The sequence below is a fragment of the Actinomycetota bacterium genome (assembly GCA_040755895.1).
Classification (GTDB): Bacteria; Actinomycetota; Aquicultoria; order Subteraquimicrobiales; family Subteraquimicrobiaceae; genus Subteraquimicrobium.
The window spans coordinates 1-15,943 of record JBFMAG010000147.1 but is presented as its reverse complement, the minus strand read 5'-3'; the positions used below and the strand labels follow the sequence as shown (position 1 = coordinate 15,943).

Below are 15,943 nucleotides of genomic sequence, written 5' to 3'. Positions count from 1 at the left end.
ATAACTGTACATTATTTACTTTGGCAAAATTTATTTTTGTACAGCTTATTCCTTCGCCTCTTTCCAGTTGGGACCCATGGATATATCCACTTTCAACTTCGCATCCAGGGGATAGACATTTTCCATCACCTCACGCACCAGATTTTGTGCAGCCTTCCTCTCATCCTCTGGCACTTCGAATATCAACTCATCGTGCACCTGCAGAACCATTCGGGTGCGGAGTCCCCTCTCGCCAAATTCCCTGTCCAGCTGGATCATGGCCAGCTTTATGATGTCGGCGGCACTCCCTTGGATGGTGGTATTTATCGCCAACCTTTCACCGAAGTTCCTAATCCGATAGTTGCTGCTCTTAAGTTCGGGTAGATATCTCCGTCTCTTCATCAAGGTCTTTACGTAACCATCACGATAAGCATCGGCGATGACCTTGTCAATAAATTCACGCACCGATGGATATCTCTCAAAATATCTATCGATATAGACCTTTGCCTCATCTTTTGATATTCCCAGCTGCTCGGAAAGACCATAAGGACTTATGCCGTACACAATACCGAAGTTCACTGCCTTGGCGGCCCTTCGCATTAAAGGATCAACATCTTCGGGTCTTACTCCAAATACCTCGCAAGCTGTAGTCAGATGAATATCCCTCCCCTCTCTGAAAGCTCGAAGTAAGCCCCGGTCTTGGGACAAATGAGCCAGAATTCTTAACTCGATTTGAGAATAATCCGCCACGAGAAGCTGATCCGATGATCTGGTGGGGATAAAGGCTTCTCTTATCCTTAAACCCAGTTCGGTTCGGATTGGAATATTCTGAAGATTGGGATTGCTGCTTGTGAGCCTGCCAGTTGTGGTGATCGCTTGACTGAAGGTGGTGTGTAGCCTTTTCGTCCTTGGATGCACCAGTTTGGGTAAAGCATCGATATACGTCGATTTTAACTTCGATAGCTCCCGGTACTGCAGGAGTTTTTCAATTATGGGATGTCGGTCCACGAGTTTGATCAATACCGAGTAATCCGTGGAATAACCCGTCTTAGTTTTTCGATGAGGTTCCAATCTCAATTTCTCAAAGAGAATGGTTCCCAGTTGTTGGGAGGAGTTGATGTTGAACTCTTCACCAGCCAAATCATAGATCTCTTGCTCTAGAGTCTTTATGGTATCCTCGACTTCAGAGGAGAAGGATTCCAAAACTTGCGCCTCGATTCCCACTCCCCCGAGCTCCATCTGAGCAAGCACGAAGAGGAGTGGCATCTCGACCCCCTCACACAGCTCCCAGATTTCTTTCTCCCTGAGTTCCCTCTCGAATATGGGTTGTAGCTTTAGAATGGCGAAAGCCTTTTGCCCCACATTCACCTCGTTTTCTTCCTCGGCGATCTTCAATTTGAGATACCGCCCACATAGATGCTCAAGAGGATAAATTTCTCTTCCCGGATCAAGAAGATAAGCGGCGATTAAGGTATCAAAGGAGAGTCCATTCAAATTGATGCCATCATTTCTCAAACAATGTATCAACACTTTCCCGTCGTGGACGACCTTTGACCAATCCGAGGATTCAAGATAGGACTTAAGTTCCCCAAAGACCAGAGCTTTTGGAAGCTGCCCCAATTTCCCCTCCAAAGGGATGTAATAGGTCCTTTCCCCTGTAGATATGGACAAACCCGTGAGATTTAAGTCGATGGGATGAGTTCCAGAGGGAACTATCTCCAATCCAAATCTTCGGCTTGAATCGAGTTGTTTTAAGAGATCCTTGAGAGTCATTTCATCAAGGACCATCTTAACCTCTATCTTTAAAGGGGCCTCCGCGGGAGGAGCAACCTCTTGGGTTAAAAGCCTCTCCAACAGGGTGTTGAACTCCAATGAAGAAAATACCTCTCGAACCCTCCTTTCATCCCATCCTCCCAAACGATAGCGGTCAAAATCCACATCTATGGGAACACCGCAATCTAAAATCGCCAATTGCTTACTGAGCTTGGCTTGCTCCGCATAATTTTTGAGAGCCTCCCGGTTTTTCGCCGGGATTCTATCCACGTTCTCCAGAATATCCTCCAGGTTGCCAAATTCCTGGATGAGCTTGGCGGCTGTTTTCTCGCCTATACCCGGAACTCCGGGGATGTTATCCGAGGAATCTCCCTTCAGAGCCAAAAAATCGGCGATTCTCTCGGGGGGAACACCATATCTGCTGATTACAGCCTTGCGATCGTAGAGGACTATATTGGAAATTCCCTTTCTAGTGGTCATGATCTTTACCCGCGGAGATACCATCTGAAAGGCATCTCTGTCCGCAGTTAATATCAGTACCCGATGCCCTTCCCTCTCCGCCTCCTTGGCCAGGGTAGCCAGGATATCATCGGCTTCATATCCTTCCATCTCAAAAATGGGGATATTGAGGGCCTCAAGGACCTCCTTCACCAGAGGTATCTGACTCTTCAATTCATCCGGAGTTTCTGGACGATGGGCTTTATATTCCTCATATTGAGCGACTCGAGCGGGCATACCCCTGTCAAAGGCCACCAAAACAACGTCGGGCTTTTCCTCCCTCAAGAGCTTGATGAGCATACTTGAAAATCCATATACTGCATTTGTTATTTGCCCCGCTGAGGTAGCCAAAGTGGTGGGTAAGGCGTAGAAGGCTCGGTAGACCAAGCTATTTCCATCGATTAATATGATTTTCTTTCCTCTCAAGAATCTTCAACCCCGATTAAGTCGGAGTCGCTTAGATTTTTACTACTGCCTCGCGACTCCTCCGCATCGACTACATTGTACAGTTCTTAAGAATGGTTGACAAATAGCAGGGGTGGTTTTAAGGTGGCATTATGTTTGTGGAACAATCCGCACCGCACATACCTTGGATTCCGGCGTTTTAGCTACCGGGTCAAGAGTGGGATTGGTGAGCACATTGGTTGGACTCTCGATAGAATGAAAACCCATGGAGATTACACCTGGTAGAGAAGCATCGGTCACCTTTACTTCAGCCTTTATCTCCCCCCGCCGAGAGATTATCCGCACTATCTGGCCATGACCGATGCCATAGTTGGCGGCATCCCTTGGATTTATCTCCACAAGTTCCTTGCCCTTTAAAATGTTGAGACCCTCCACTTTCCAAGATAAAGCACCATGACGGTAGAGGACCCTTTCAGTGGTCAAAACCAAAGGATACTCAACATCGGGAACCTCTGTTGGAGGTCTGAACTCCAAGGGTTTAAATTTACCCTTGCCACTAGGGGTATGAAGCCGTTCCAAGCTCTCATTTTCCAAGCGGTCGTAAGACATGCCTCCATACAGAGGGGCAATTGAGGCAATCTCAGATGCGATCTCACCGGGATGGCTGAAATCGAAACCCTTGCCACCCAGCCTCTTAGCAAGCTCGCAGATGATCTCCCAGTCGGGGCGTGAATCGCCAACCGGTTCTATTGCTCTGCGCACTCTCTGAATGCGCCGCTCAGTATTGGTGAAAGTTCCCTCCTTCTCAGCGAAGCTTGCCGCTGGGAGGACGACATGGGCAAATTTTGCCGTCTCGTTAAAGAAGATATCCTGGACAACAACGAATTCCGCTTTCCTAAGAGCCTCACGTACTCTCTGGGAACCGGCGATGCTCAATGCAGGATCGACGCCAATGATGTAAACTGCCTTAATTTTTTCATCCAAGATAGCCTGCCATGTCTCGGTGAAGGCTAACCCAGGTGTGGGATTCAAGTCCACATCCCAAGCAGCCTCAAATTTCCCTCGGACTCCCGGATCGGTTACCCTTTGGTAACCAGGATAAAAATCGGGCAGGCATCCCATATCGCAGGCACCTTGAGCGTTATTCTCCCCCAAAAGTGGATAAAGTCCCCCTGAAGGCTTGCCCATATTCCCGGTAAGCATCGCCAAATTGACAAGGGCAAAGACATTATCGGTGCCATGAGAATGCTGAGTGATACCCGTAGACCAGAGGATCGCCGCCGGCTTGTTTGTGGCATAAATCCTGGCAGCTTCGGCTATTATTTCCCTTGAAACACCAGTTATCCTCTCCACTCTGCCGGGGCTAAAATCCTCCAAAGACTCTCTGAATTCTTCGAAATCCTCGCAGTTTTCCTCGATGAAGGCATTATCGAGCAATCCTTCATCGACGATCACCTGGCTCATACCCATGATCAGAGCTACATCGGTACCCGGATAAGGCCTAAGCCAAATATCGGTGAAGCGGCATAGGTCGATTTCCTTTGGATTAACCACAATGAGCTTGGCTCCATTCCGCACTGCCCTCTTTACCTTGATTCCGATTACCGGATGGGCTCGTGTAACATTAGTGCCTATAGCTAGTATGCAGGAAGTTTTCTCGAGCTCACTTATGGAGTTGGTCATCGCCCCAACGCCGATTGTTTCATGCAGAGCCACCATGGTAGGGGCATAACATAGGCGGGCGCAATTGTCTATGTTATTGGTGTTCATCACCGCCCTGGCAAACTTCTGAATAACGTAGCTTTCCTCATTGGTGCATTTAGTGGAAGCCAGGAGCGCAAACTGGTCCCCCTTGTACTTGGCTAGCTTATCGACAACTACCGCTAATGCTTCATCCCAGGATGTTTTGGTAAATTTCCCTTTCCGCTTAATGAGGGGTGCAATCAATCGATCCGAAGAGTTAACAAAACTGGCGCCAAACCGACCTTTGACGCAAAGATTGCCTCGGTTTACAGGGCTATCGGTATCGCCCCGCACGCTGACGACGGCATTGTCGCGAATGCCCAGATAAACTCCACAACCCGTGCCACAATATGAACAAATGGTCTTGACCTCTCGCTCTGGACGCTGGACATTTTTTGGCACCAAGGCACCAACCGGACACCTGACCACACACTCCCCACACGATATGCATCTGGACTGAACCAAAGGTTTGTCTCCGAAAGGGGCAATTTTACTGGTATAACCTCGACCGATGAAATTGATCGCGCCCACCCCTTGGATTTCCTCACAAGTTCGGACACAGATTCCACAGAGCACGCATCTATTGGGATCCATATCGAAAAACGGATTTGAGGTATCTCTGGGGAGTTCCTCCTTCGCCCACCTTAAGCGCCTCGCCCGTTTTCTATCAAAACGAATAAAAGTGGCTATCTTCAACAACTCACACTGCCTACTTTTAGTGCAATCACGGCAATCCGCGTGATGATTGGCGATGAGCAGCTCAATAATGGCTCGACGTACCTTATCAATCTCCGGACTCTTCGTCTTTATCGACATCCCTTGTTTGACCGGCATTCGGCAGGAGATCACAAGTTTCCCACCATCGATTTCAACAATACACAACCGACAAGCTCCGATGGGTTTTAAGTCGGGATGGTAGCAAAGGTGGGGAATGTAAATGCCGTTTTTGAGTGCCACTTCCAAAATGGTTGCCCCGCTCTCAGCTACAATGTCCGAGCCATCAATGGTGATAGTGATTTTATCCATTAGTCGCTCCTCATCTTATAAATTCTAGCCCTCCTCCATTTTAGTGGGTACTCTTCTCCCCTGATGGAAAAACGTTTTTTGTTTCCCCTCCCTGGATGGGAAGGGGATAAAGGGGAAAGAAGACAGACTTAAGATGATTTCTATTTTCAACATACTTTAATTTTCATTTTCTACCCACTGTTTCTGGAGAAGAACCTTTCTCCTTGATAAGCTCTCTGCACACACCGGCTGGACACCATTTTTCATCGATATGCGCTTCATATTCACCACGAAAGTAACGAATCGTAGTGAGCACAGGATTTGGAGCAGTCTTGCCCAGAGCACAAAGGGAGCCATGTATTATTGCATCGCTCAGCTCTAAAAGCAACTCAATATCCTCCGGTCTGCCCTGCCCTTTGGTGATATCATCCAGAATTTCAAACATCTGCTCCGTTCCAAGCCGGCAGGGAATGCACTGACCACAGGATTCCCTCCGAGTGAAGTCGAGAAAGTAGCGAGCCACATCGACCATACAGGTGTCCTCGTCCATCACCACCATACCTCCGGAACCCATCATCGAACCTGCCGTGATGAGCGAGTCAAAATCAACCGGCATATCCAAGAAACTTGCTGGGAGGCAACCACCTGAGGGTCCGCCGGTTTGAACAGCCTTAAAAGCCTTCCCCCCGGGAATTCCCCCTCCGATATCATAGATAACTTCCCGAAGCGTGATTCCCATGGGTACTTCTATCAGACCGCAATTAGCCACCTTGCCCGTGAGTGAAAAGATGGCAGTGCCCTTGCTTTTTTCAGTTCCCCTGCTGGCAAACCATTTCCAGCCTCGATTGATGATGAGCGGGATGTTGGCAAAGGTTTTTACGTTGTTGAGCAAGGTTGGCTTATCCCATAATCCCGCCTCCGCGGTACGGGGACGGGGCAAGGGTTTGGGCATACCCCGTTTGCCTTGGATGGAGAGAACCAAGGCTGTGGACTCCCCACAAACAAAGGCCCCAGCGCCTTGAAAAATCTCTATATCGAAATCAAATCCGCTTCCTAGAATATCCTTACCCAAGAATCCCTCTTCCCTTGCTTGGGTGATGGCAATTTTTAAACGCTTCACCGCCAGTGGATATTCCGCTCGCACGTAGACGAAGCCCTTTTTAGCGCCAATGGCATAGCCGGCAATGATCATCCCCTCCAAAACTGAATGAGGGTCTCCTTCCATAGTCGACCGGTCTTGAAATGCACCCGGATCACCTTCGTCGCCGTTGCAGATGATATATTTTTCTTCACCGGGTGCCACACGGCAAGCTTCCCACTTTCGCCCGGTGGGAAAACCGGCACCGCCGAGTCCCCGAAGCCCAGAGTGCTTCACTTCCTCAATGACCTGTTCGGGGGTCATGTCAAAAAGAGCCTTGCGCAGCGCCTCATAACCACCAACGGCAAGAAAGTCTCCAATATCCTCGGGGTCGATGTGTCCACAATTCCGCAACACGGTGCGCTCTTGCTTATTGTAAAATGGGATGTCCCCATAATGGGGGATGGGTTTACCGGTAACTGGGTCATGGTAGAAGAGGCGCTCCAAGGGCTTCCCTTCTGGTAATAAAGATTGAACGATTTCAGGCACATCATCCAGCTTAACTTTGGAGTAGAAAATGCTCTCTGGCTCAATAACAATAAGAGGGCCCCGTTGGCAGAAACCATGACAACCGGTGCGTTTGATTTGAACGCTCTCCCCTAAATTCAACCTCGTCACTTCTTCTTCCAGCGAAGAGAAGATTTGCTCGGCTCCTCCCGATATACATCCCGTTCCTTGGCAAATAAGTACCGTGCATCTCCTATTGGACATCCTGCTCTCCTTCATATTCCTTGCTCTCCGTCACTCTGAGCGTAGCGAAGAATCTCCAAGGTCTCTCTAGAGCCCCGTTCGCTTCGCTCAGGGTGACATTTGTTTTGAGGTGGAGAAGAGCTCTCTCGCCCTTTCCGGGGTCAGTTCACCATAAACATCCCTATTGATCCTGATGCATGGGGCTAAGGCACAACAGCCAATGCAGGCCACGGTTTCCAGAGAATACTCAAGATCGGGCGTTACCTCCCCTTCCTCAATGCCAACTACTTTCTCTATCTCCTGGAGAATCTGAGGTGCACTGCGAATATGACAAGCGGTACCTCGACAAACTGTAACATGTTTTCTACCCAAGGGTGTGAGCCTGAACTGAGTGTAAAAAGAGGCTACGGAATAAACCTCGCTTTCAGGTATACCAATGAACCTTGCGATCCGGAGCATCGCTTCTTCGGGCAGGCGACCAAAATTTGCCTGGACCGCCTGTAAAATTGGAATGAGATCTTCTCTCCTTCCTTTATAGGAAGACAAAATCCTTCTCAGAAGCTCTTCTTTCATTTATATAACTCCATTTTGCAAAAATCCTACGTCGGTGTAACCCAATCCTCGGAAATCCAGGGTCTTTTGCCCTCAAGGGATTTATCTCGGCTCCAGGTCATACACACCATTCGGCAAATTCCACACCTATTGCATTTATCCGTATCCACATAAACGTTGTTATCCTTGGCTGAAATGGTGATGGCGTCCGTGGGACAGGCAGTCTCGCAAAAGGGTGAAGGACAATGTTGAGGGCATATTAAATTCAGCATATCTCCTCCTTTATCCCAAAATCCTTTCTGCCACTTCCATATCCGATTCCATTACATAAGTGATCCCGGAAACCTCCGCCGCTTCTCGTGTCAGAGCGACGAGGTCATTTCGGTCTATTAAGTTGAGGGCGAATTTACGAGCCCCGGCCATGAGCTGCCTAAGACCAGTGGCAATCCTGTCATAGTAGGTATAGACGGCTATTGCCGCCGGTGGTATCCTCTTAAAATCTTCTCCATATTTTTCCCTAAGTTGCGCCGCCCCGATGAAGGTGCGGAGAAGCGCTTCTTGATATTCCTTACCTTTCCCGTACGTTTCTTCGAGGAGCTGCCCTTGGGTCTTCCCCACCATCGCCGCGGTAAGGGTACCCCGACCCATACACACCGCCTTTATATAAGGAGCTCCCAAGGCAATGGCTTTAAAGATCTGATCCTCAAGGACAATCCCCCCGGCTATGGCACAGCTGGGAACGAATGCTCCCTTCTCCTCTATCCTTTTCAGGAATTTGTAAAGAAGGCTCTCCAGATAAACCGTGGGGATTCCCCATTCGTTCATCATCACCCAGGGACTCATTCCGGTTCCGCCACCCGCGCCGTCCACCGTCAGAAGGTCTATTTTTGCTTCGGAGGCGAATTTCACCGCCCGCGCTAAATCCGCGGGTCTATAGGCGCCCGTTTTAAGGGTAACGTACTTAGCCCCTATATTCTTTAGCCTTTCCACTTCCTTCAAAAAGGACTCTTCGTCCACCATTCCCAGGCGGGAGTGCCTTTCGAATTCTCGTACTCCTCCCGCTTTATAAGCCTCTTGAACCGCGGAATCATTGGGGTCGGGAATAACGATATATCCTCTTTGCTTGAGCTCAAGAGCTCTTTCCAGAGTGGGCAGCTTAACCTCCCCACCGATGGATTTAGCTCCTTGCCCCCACTTTATCTCGATTCCCTCGACTCCGAACTTCTCCACCGCATACTCGGGAACACCAAGGCGAGTGTCCTCTACATTTGCTTGAACGAGCATGGTCCCATAGCCCTCATACCATTCCTTGTATATCTTCACCCTTCTTTCGAGCTCTGGAGATCTTACCACCCTTCCATTTTTGAGCTCAGCATTGGGATCCATGCCACAAACATTCTCTCCACAGATGAGTACGGCTCCACATATGGCAACAGCGATGGCGGCACCTTCCCAGTTCACCCTGGCTACCTCGGTAGAACCCAAAGCACCTGTGAAGAAGGGGACTTTCATCTTTATCTTATTTCCCTCGGAGCCGATTTCGGTGGAGACATCCACAGCGGGGAAGGTGGCTTTATCCGGGTCTGCCTCGATACCCGCAGCCCCAACACAGCTCCCCTGGATATTGAAGTGAGAAAAATCGACGGGATAATCTTTCTCCGCTCCGGCAATGACTTTCCCAAAGGGGTGCGGGTAGATAATTTCTCTTCCTCTAACAGCAGATCTTCCCACTTCGCAATAGCCCGGACAACCATCCACACAGGTTACGCATAGTCCAGAAATGGGTGAAGGCGTAACCCTAGTCGTGGTCACAGTTGCAGCACTTGCATTCGGTCTACTTAAAGACATCTTTTACCCCCTTTCATATCCCATGGGATTTCCCTTCCACGTTAAAAGCTTTTCACTCACCTCCCAAAATCATGTGTTATTTTTTATTTTTTATTTTTTATTTTTTCCATTTACCACAGTAGATATGGTATTTAGACAACTTTTGAACTTTATTTCAAAAATTTGCCAAACTACTGCATGGGTTACTTAAAGTTCCCAGAAGCTTTTGAGTTCCCCAAAATCTATCATGGTACTCATGGCTTTACTTTGGGTTTCAATGCCTACCTCTTCCAGTGCAGCTAATGGATTTAATCCCCCAACTACGACCATCCCCACTCGATCTACACCGACGGACATCTCCAAAACTGGTTGACTTGGCTCACCCACGGCGAGCACACCGTGAAGATTTATTTCCTCTAATTCCTCGATCATCTTCCTCGCAGCCTCAAGAGCAACTGCGGGGATTTCCCGGAAACTGGCCAATATTTTTCCCGTTCCAGTTCTTGCTACCTCCCTTACGCTGGTCATCTTACCTTTTATGAAGATTTCCAAGGGATCTAGGGAGGTACCCTCATATGTTATGAGTTCTGTAAATCTCATCGGTTTGAAATCATCCATTTGTAAAATCCCGCCAAATTTAGAATAAACGGGAATTCCCGCATTAACTAAAACTCCATTTAAAGTGATGCTACATACCGTGCCGAAGCCAATTTTACCTGGAGGGATTTCAACATCTCCCAAAACTTCTCCCCCGGAGGCCACCGCCACAAGATCACTCATACATAGCCTCGTCTTGAAAATATCTCGCATTTCCCTTAGGGCAGCACGGAAATCTTTTTCCGGTATAAACGAAATGTTTAAAATGATTCGCCCCCTTTTTTCCTCCGGATTTAAAGTGGTACGGCAGGAAAGCGCGTCTATTTTTGAAATTATCAAACCAACCTTATCGGAGACCAGTGCATCCCTTAATTCAGTTAAACCCTTTTTTGTGATTACACGTCCCCGCTTTCCAAACCCTTGGGTTAAACCCCTCTCATCCATGATCTTAAGGTGGTACCTGACTGCCCTTTCGCTTAGGTTAATACCAAAATCCCGTAGGCGACGTGAGATTAAACTTGCCCCAAGGGGTTCCTTTTCCTTGCTCAATATCCTGAGAATCGTGACGATTTTCCTCTTAACCTCTGGATCCATGGATTTTCACACTTCAAAAAATTGAGGTTGACAACAAGCAAAGCTTACGAAAATACGGTAATAGGTTACCGATTACCTTATTTTCTCGGCATTGGGTTGCCGTTATCTTATTTAAGTTAAATCGGGCTACGATGTCAAGCTTTTACAACATGAAAATTTTCATTTAAAGAGGGCAAAGCTTGTGTTATAAATGCAATCGAAAGCCTGCGAGGCAATAGACTCCGCCTGCGTGGAGTGGCTTTGACCGATACGGAGCTTAAAATTCTGGAAATCAAACCAGCTGGTGAGGGGATGTAAGTGAGTGGACAACCTCTTGCGGTCATAGATGCCAATAATTCGCATTACGCCGCGCTAAACGAAAAAATAAGAAATTATGTCAATAAAGGCTATGGGGGAAATCACATTAAAAAATGTCAATGGGCAAAGATATATTTGTGATGGAATTAAGGAAGACATTAAAATTACCATTGAGGATGTTCCCGGCAATGATCTCGGTGCCTTCATGGATGGTCCTCGCATCACCGTTTACGGAAATGTCCAGGATGGTTGTGGAAACACCATGAGCAATGGAGAAATCATCATCCACGGTCGAGCGGGAGATATCGCGGGTTATGCCATGCAAGGAGGAAAGATATTCATAAGAGATGATGCAGGTTATCGCCTGGGTATCCACATGAAGGAATATAAAGATAAAAAGCCCTTGATCATCGTGGGCGGAACCGTCGGTGATTTTCTAGGCGAATACATGGCCGGAGGAGTCATTTTAATCCTCAACTTGGAGGAAAGATTTTACGAGGCCAACTTCATCGGGACTGGAATGCATGCCGGAATCATGTATTTAAGGGGGAAGATAAAAGAATATCAGCTTGCCAAGGAGGTGAGGATAGCCAGGCTCACGAACTCCGATAAATCCCTATCGAGAAAGTACATTCGAGAATTTGCGGGTCAATTTGATCTGAATCCCCTCCACCTGCCAGAGCAGGAATTCACCAAATTGGTTCCCTTTTCATCTCGACCCTATGGAAGAATTTATGCTTATTGAAGGCGATGTTATTGTCTCGTGGATGTCGATGATTTAAACTTATACCGAAAACAAGTTCCATTCTATGCTTTATAATGCAGTATCAATAGATGAGGAGGAAGATATGGAAAAAGCCATCAGAGATCAAAAGGATATCCTTAAGATCGTGGAAGAAAAGGACATTAAGTTCATGGAGCTATGGTTCACAGACATCCTGGGGTTCCTCAAGAGTTTCACCATCACAAAGGAGGAATTGGGGAAAGCCTTCGATGAGGGAATGGGTTTCGATGGCTCCTCGGTGGAAGGATTCGCGAGAATCGAGGAAAGCGATACTCTCGCCGTACCCGATCCCACAACCTTCGCCATTTTACCCTGGCAACCTGGGGATAAAAAAGTTGCCCGGATGTTTTGTGATATTTTTTGCCCCGATGGTCGCTCATTCGAAGGTGATCCCCGATACATCTTGAAAAAGAACCTGGAAAAAGCAAAAGAGATGGGATTCACCTTCCATTTGGGACCAGAACTCGAATATTTTTATTTTAAATCCCCAAACCAGCCTGAGGTACTCGATAGTGGAGGATACTTCGACCTAATCCCCCGCGATGAAGCCATAGGACTGCGTCAACAAACCGTCCTTGCACTTGAAGCGATGGGCATTGGAGTCGAATTCGCCCATCATGAAGTCGCTCCATCCCAACACGAAATCGACCTTCGATACGACGAAGCCTTGAGGATGGCGGACAAGGTGATGACCTACCGATTCGTGGTCAAGGAAATTGCCTGCCGAAATGGGTGTTATGCCACCTTCATGCCCAAACCCATCTATGGAGAGAATGGTTCCGGGATGCATACTCACATGTCCCTGTTCAAAGATGGTCGCAATGCCTTCTTCGATCCAAAGGATAAATATCATCTCTCGGATACCGCCAAGAGTTTCATCGCCGGATTGATGAAGCATTCTCCGGAATACACGGCAGTCACCAATCAATGGGTGAATTCCTATAAGCGATTGGTTCCCGGCTACGAAGCTCCAGTCTACATAACTTGGGCTTACCTTAATAGATCGGATATGATAAGAGTTCCCATGTACAAACCGGGAAAGGAAGAGGCAATGCGGATTGAACTGCGAAGTCCAGATCCGGCTTGCAACCCTTATCTCGCCTTTTCCGTAATGCTCGTCGCCGGTTTGGAGGGTATCCAAAAGGGATACAAGCCCCCCGATCCCATCGAGGAAAATGTTTATTTAATGACCGAAGAAGAGCGAAGGAAAAGGAATATAGGAATGCTTCCCGGGAGTCTCATAGAGGCAATAACATTGGCGGAAAAAAGTGAGGTGGTTCGGAAAGCCCTCGGTGAACACGTCTTTGCCCATTTCATCGAAAACAAAAAGATCGAATGGGATAGGTACCGAAGGACAATCTCCTCTTATGAAATCGAAAAATATCTTTCCGTTTTGTAAAAAGATATTTGCTTGACCTTAAACTACCAGCTAACATATAATAAACTTGCCGTACAGGCGCGTGCCGAGGTGGCGGAATAGGAATACGCTCCGGTCTCAAAAACCGGTGCCTTTTATAGGCATGCGGGTTCGACTCCCGCCCTCGGCACTATTTTATGCCCATCTTCTCCCGTCATTGCGAGCGCAGCGAAGCAACCTCATTTTAACGCTGCATTTTTACGTCAACTTAGAAACAAGTTCAGCTGCTTTAAACATGGGTATATTTTGAAATTTCTTTAGAGCTAGAAGGTGTTTGCACCTGCTAACACACTGTTCCAGTTTATGTTATACATTTTCCCAAAAATCCCCACGCGTAGAATATCTACATTGACTTTTTTGTGTCTTCTCTTAATTTTAACTTTCTCAGCAGCTAGGCCGTAGAGTTTATAGACAATTTGGTCGATGAGCCAGGTTGCATCCTCCTACAAAAGTTAAAGATTTATTTGTCCTGGTAAATGATGTATGGAGGTCTGACCCCTGGTTATCCTCCCCAGGGCGGGTAAAGATCATGTTCTATGCCCAAAATATCCAGGACCCTGCCCACTATAAAGTCCACCAAATCATCTATGTTCTGCGGTCGATGATAAAAACCGGGCATGGCCGGGACGATAAAAGCCCCCGCTTGGACGAGAATAAGCATATTCCTCAGATGTATCTCATTTAAGGGAGTCTCCCGAGGAACGAGAATGAGAGGTCTTCTCTCCTTTAACATCACATCGGCTGCTCGCTGGATGAGATTTGAGGAAATCCCCTGGGCTACCCCGGCCACCGTTGACATACTACAGGGGATGATTATCATCCCATCCGTCTTGCAAGATCCACTACAGATGGGTGCACTGAAGTTGAGGTAATCGATGTACTCCAAACTGGGATCATTGTATTTTAATCCCAACCACTCCTTTAGCCGTCTTTCTTTCTCCTTCTCATCCCCCTCCAATTGAAAATCGAGCTCGTGAGCCAGGACTTCCTCACCCGGTTTGGAGATTAAAAGCTTAACTCGATGATCTTTTGAAAGAAGCACCTCAACGAGGCGCTTTCCATATATCGTTCCGCTCGCTCCCGTTACAGCCAGGATATAGCTGGACACCTTTGCTCCCTATTAGAAACAGAGACTTAAAACGGTGAAGACGAACATTAAGATACTGATAAAACCATTGGTGGTGAAGAAAGCCTCATTAACCCTGGATAGATCATCCGGAGATACGAGGCGATTCTCATAGGCAAGCAAAAAAGCCACTATTATGACACCGATATAATAAAATATCCCTGCACTCGTCGATAAACCCACACCAATGAGGAAAATTACGGTCAATACGTGTAGAAGAGCCGTCACTTGAAGTCCCTTTTTAATCCCAAAACGGGCTGGAATGGAATAAAGCCCCTGCTCTCTGTCTATCTTAAAATCCTGACATGAATAAATGATGTCAAAACCCGCCACCCAGAAGCATACGGCTAATCCGAGCAAGATTGGCACCAGAGTAAGACCATTCCTTATGGCCACCCAAGCACCCAAGGGAGCCAGCCCCAAGCAAAGACCCAATAAAAAATGGCTAGTCCAGGTGAATCTCTTGGTGTAAGGATAAATGATGAAGGGAATGACCACCAGGGGCCAGAGATATCGGCAAAGGGGAGCCAACTCATAAACCGCCATCATGAAAAAGAAAAAGGAAATCAAGGAGAAAAGTACCACTTCTCTTGTGGAAAGCAATCCCCGTGGGAGAGCGCGCTTAGAAGTTCTGGGGTTTCGAGCATCTATCTCTCTATCTATCAAACGATTCAAGGACATGGCCAAGGTGCGAGCGCCTACCATGGCTACGGTAATCCAGAAAAAATCCCTAAAGAGAGGCATACCTTCCACGGCTAAAAATGCACTCATATAAGCGAAGGGAAGGGCAAATACCGTGTGCTCGAACTTTATCATTTGGAAAAATATACTAATTTTATTCAAGCCCATACTCAAGCCACCTCTCATCGACTAGCCTCCTTATCTCCTCATCCATCCTTATATCATCGGGCCACTCACGGGTATAGCCTTCCTCCCTCCACTTTTTAGTGGCATCGATGCCCATCTTGGAACCATAATTTGGAGTGTTGGAGGCGTGATCCAACACATCCAAGGGACCTTTAGTGAATATGATATCCCGCTCCGGGTCCACGTTGTTAAAGACCTTCCAGGCTACCTCGGAAGGATTTTGAACATCGACATCTTCATCGACGACCACTATCATCTTGGTGAACATCATCTGTCCCAATCCCCAGAGGGCATTGATTACCTTGAAAGCGTGCAAGGGATAGCTCTTCTTTATGGAGATTAAGGCACAATTATGAAAAACGCCTTCCATCGGTAGATTAATGTCCACGATTTCGGGTAGTTGGGCTTTGATGAGAGGAAGAAAGATCCTCTCGGTCGCCTTGGCCATATAGCAATCCTCCATGGGTGGTCTTCCCACAACGGTTGCGGGATAAATTGGGTCCCTTCGATGAGTAATGCACTTGATGTGAAACACGGGATATTCGTCTGGTAAAGAATAATAACCAGTGTGATCGCCAAAGGGACCCTCCAAACGACGTTCCGCGGGATCAACATATCCCTCCAAGATAATCTCCGCATGAGCTGGAACCT

General features: G+C 47.5%; 12 protein-coding genes and 1 tRNA gene. 3 read left to right on the top strand and 10 right to left on the bottom strand.

All coding sequences use genetic code 11. The features are described from left to right. Nucleotides 1-45: 45 nt before the first annotated feature. From polA to AB1466_07030, 7 genes are all read right to left on the bottom strand, one after another. On the bottom strand, nucleotides 46-2,676 hold the full coding sequence (polA, locus tag AB1466_07060) for a DNA polymerase I (GenBank protein ID MEW6189843.1): 2,631 nt from the start codon (nucleotides 2,674-2,676) through the stop codon (nucleotides 46-48). Nucleotides 2,677-2,805: 129 nt separating this feature from the next. Continuing rightward, entirely contained in the window at nucleotides 2,806-5,424 is a 2,619-nt protein-coding gene (gene fdhF, locus AB1466_07055; protein MEW6189842.1) for a formate dehydrogenase subunit alpha, read from the bottom strand. 163 nt (nucleotides 5,425-5,587) lie between these two features. Further along, on the bottom strand, nucleotides 5,588-7,252 hold the full coding sequence (locus tag AB1466_07050; protein MEW6189841.1) for a NuoF family protein: 1,665 nt from the start codon (nucleotides 7,250-7,252) through the stop codon (nucleotides 5,588-5,590). Nucleotides 7,253-7,339: 87 nt separating this feature from the next. After that, entirely contained in the window at nucleotides 7,340-7,804 is a 465-nt protein-coding gene (gene nuoE, locus AB1466_07045; GenBank protein ID MEW6189840.1) for an NADH-quinone oxidoreductase subunit NuoE, read from the bottom strand. A 26-nt stretch (nucleotides 7,805-7,830) separates the two neighbouring features. Continuing rightward, the gene (locus AB1466_07040) at nucleotides 7,831-8,055 is read right to left on the bottom strand and encodes a 4Fe-4S binding protein (GenBank protein MEW6189839.1); all 225 of its coding nucleotides are present in this window, start codon (nucleotides 8,053-8,055) and stop codon (nucleotides 7,831-7,833) included. Between the two features lie 10 nt (nucleotides 8,056-8,065). Then, a complete protein-coding gene (locus AB1466_07035) occupies nucleotides 8,066-9,631 on the bottom strand; it encodes an FMN-binding glutamate synthase family protein (protein ID MEW6189838.1) in 1,566 nt (521 codons plus the stop codon). A gap of 186 nt (nucleotides 9,632-9,817) precedes the next feature. Continuing rightward, nucleotides 9,818-10,801, bottom strand: a complete 984-nt coding sequence (locus tag AB1466_07030; GenBank protein MEW6189837.1) for an NrpR regulatory domain-containing protein — start codon at nucleotides 10,799-10,801, stop codon at nucleotides 9,818-9,820. A 373-nt stretch (nucleotides 10,802-11,174) separates the two neighbouring features. On the opposite strand from AB1466_07030, the gene AB1466_07025 reads away from it, so the two are divergent. The 3 genes from AB1466_07025 to AB1466_07015 all read left to right on the top strand — a co-directional run bounded on the left by AB1466_07025 (nucleotide 11,175) and on the right by AB1466_07015 (nucleotide 13,429). Further along, the gene (locus tag AB1466_07025; GenBank protein MEW6189836.1) at nucleotides 11,175-11,843 is read left to right on the top strand and encodes a hypothetical protein; all 669 of its coding nucleotides are present in this window, start codon (nucleotides 11,175-11,177) and stop codon (nucleotides 11,841-11,843) included. Between the two features lie 103 nt (nucleotides 11,844-11,946). Further along, nucleotides 11,947-13,281 (top strand): glutamine synthetase family protein, encoded by a 1,335-nt coding sequence (locus AB1466_07020; protein ID MEW6189835.1) that lies wholly within the window; start codon nucleotides 11,947-11,949, stop codon nucleotides 13,279-13,281. 63 nt (nucleotides 13,282-13,344) lie between these two features. After that, nucleotides 13,345-13,429: transfer RNA gene (locus AB1466_07015), tRNA-Leu, on the top strand. Nucleotides 13,430-13,801: 372 nt separating this feature from the next. On the opposite strand, the gene AB1466_07010 is transcribed toward AB1466_07015, so the two are convergent. The 3 genes from AB1466_07010 to AB1466_07000 all read right to left on the bottom strand — a co-directional run. Further along, on the bottom strand, nucleotides 13,802-14,407 hold the full coding sequence (locus AB1466_07010; protein MEW6189834.1) for a flavin prenyltransferase UbiX: 606 nt from the start codon (nucleotides 14,405-14,407) through the stop codon (nucleotides 13,802-13,804). A 12-nt stretch (nucleotides 14,408-14,419) separates the two neighbouring features. Continuing rightward, entirely contained in the window at nucleotides 14,420-15,292 is an 873-nt protein-coding gene (locus AB1466_07005; GenBank protein MEW6189833.1) for a UbiA-like polyprenyltransferase, read from the bottom strand. Further along, a partial coding sequence (locus AB1466_07000; protein ID MEW6189832.1) for a UbiD family decarboxylase occupies nucleotides 15,261-15,943 on the bottom strand: 683 nt, incomplete at its 5' end. The genes AB1466_07000 and AB1466_07005, both read right to left, overlap by 32 nt.

Bases quoted from the DNA above. Each gene is read 5' to 3' on its own strand.
- fdhF (MEW6189842.1), bottom strand. From the start codon at position 5,424: ATGGATAAAATCACTATCACCATTGATGGCTCGGACATTGTAGCTGAG.
- AB1466_07050 (MEW6189841.1), bottom strand. From the start codon at position 7,252: ATGTCCAATAGGAGATGCACGGTACTTATTTGCCAAGGAACGGGATGT.
- nuoE (MEW6189840.1), bottom strand. From the start codon at position 7,804: ATGAAAGAAGAGCTTCTGAGAAGGATTTTGTCTTCCTATAAAGGAAGG.
- AB1466_07040 (MEW6189839.1), bottom strand. From the start codon at position 8,055: ATGCTGAATTTAATATGCCCTCAACATTGTCCTTCACCCTTTTGCGAG.
- AB1466_07035 (MEW6189838.1), bottom strand. From the start codon at position 9,631: ATGTCTTTAAGTAGACCGAATGCAAGTGCTGCAACTGTGACCACGACT.
- AB1466_07030 (MEW6189837.1), bottom strand. From the start codon at position 10,801: ATGGATCCAGAGGTTAAGAGGAAAATCGTCACGATTCTCAGGATATTG.
- AB1466_07025 (MEW6189836.1), top strand. From the start codon at position 11,175: ATGTCAATAAAGGCTATGGGGGAAATCACATTAAAAAATGTCAATGGG.
- AB1466_07020 (MEW6189835.1), top strand. From the start codon at position 11,947: ATGGAAAAAGCCATCAGAGATCAAAAGGATATCCTTAAGATCGTGGAA.
- AB1466_07005 (MEW6189833.1), bottom strand. From the start codon at position 15,292: ATGAGAGGTGGCTTGAGTATGGGCTTGAATAAAATTAGTATATTTTTC.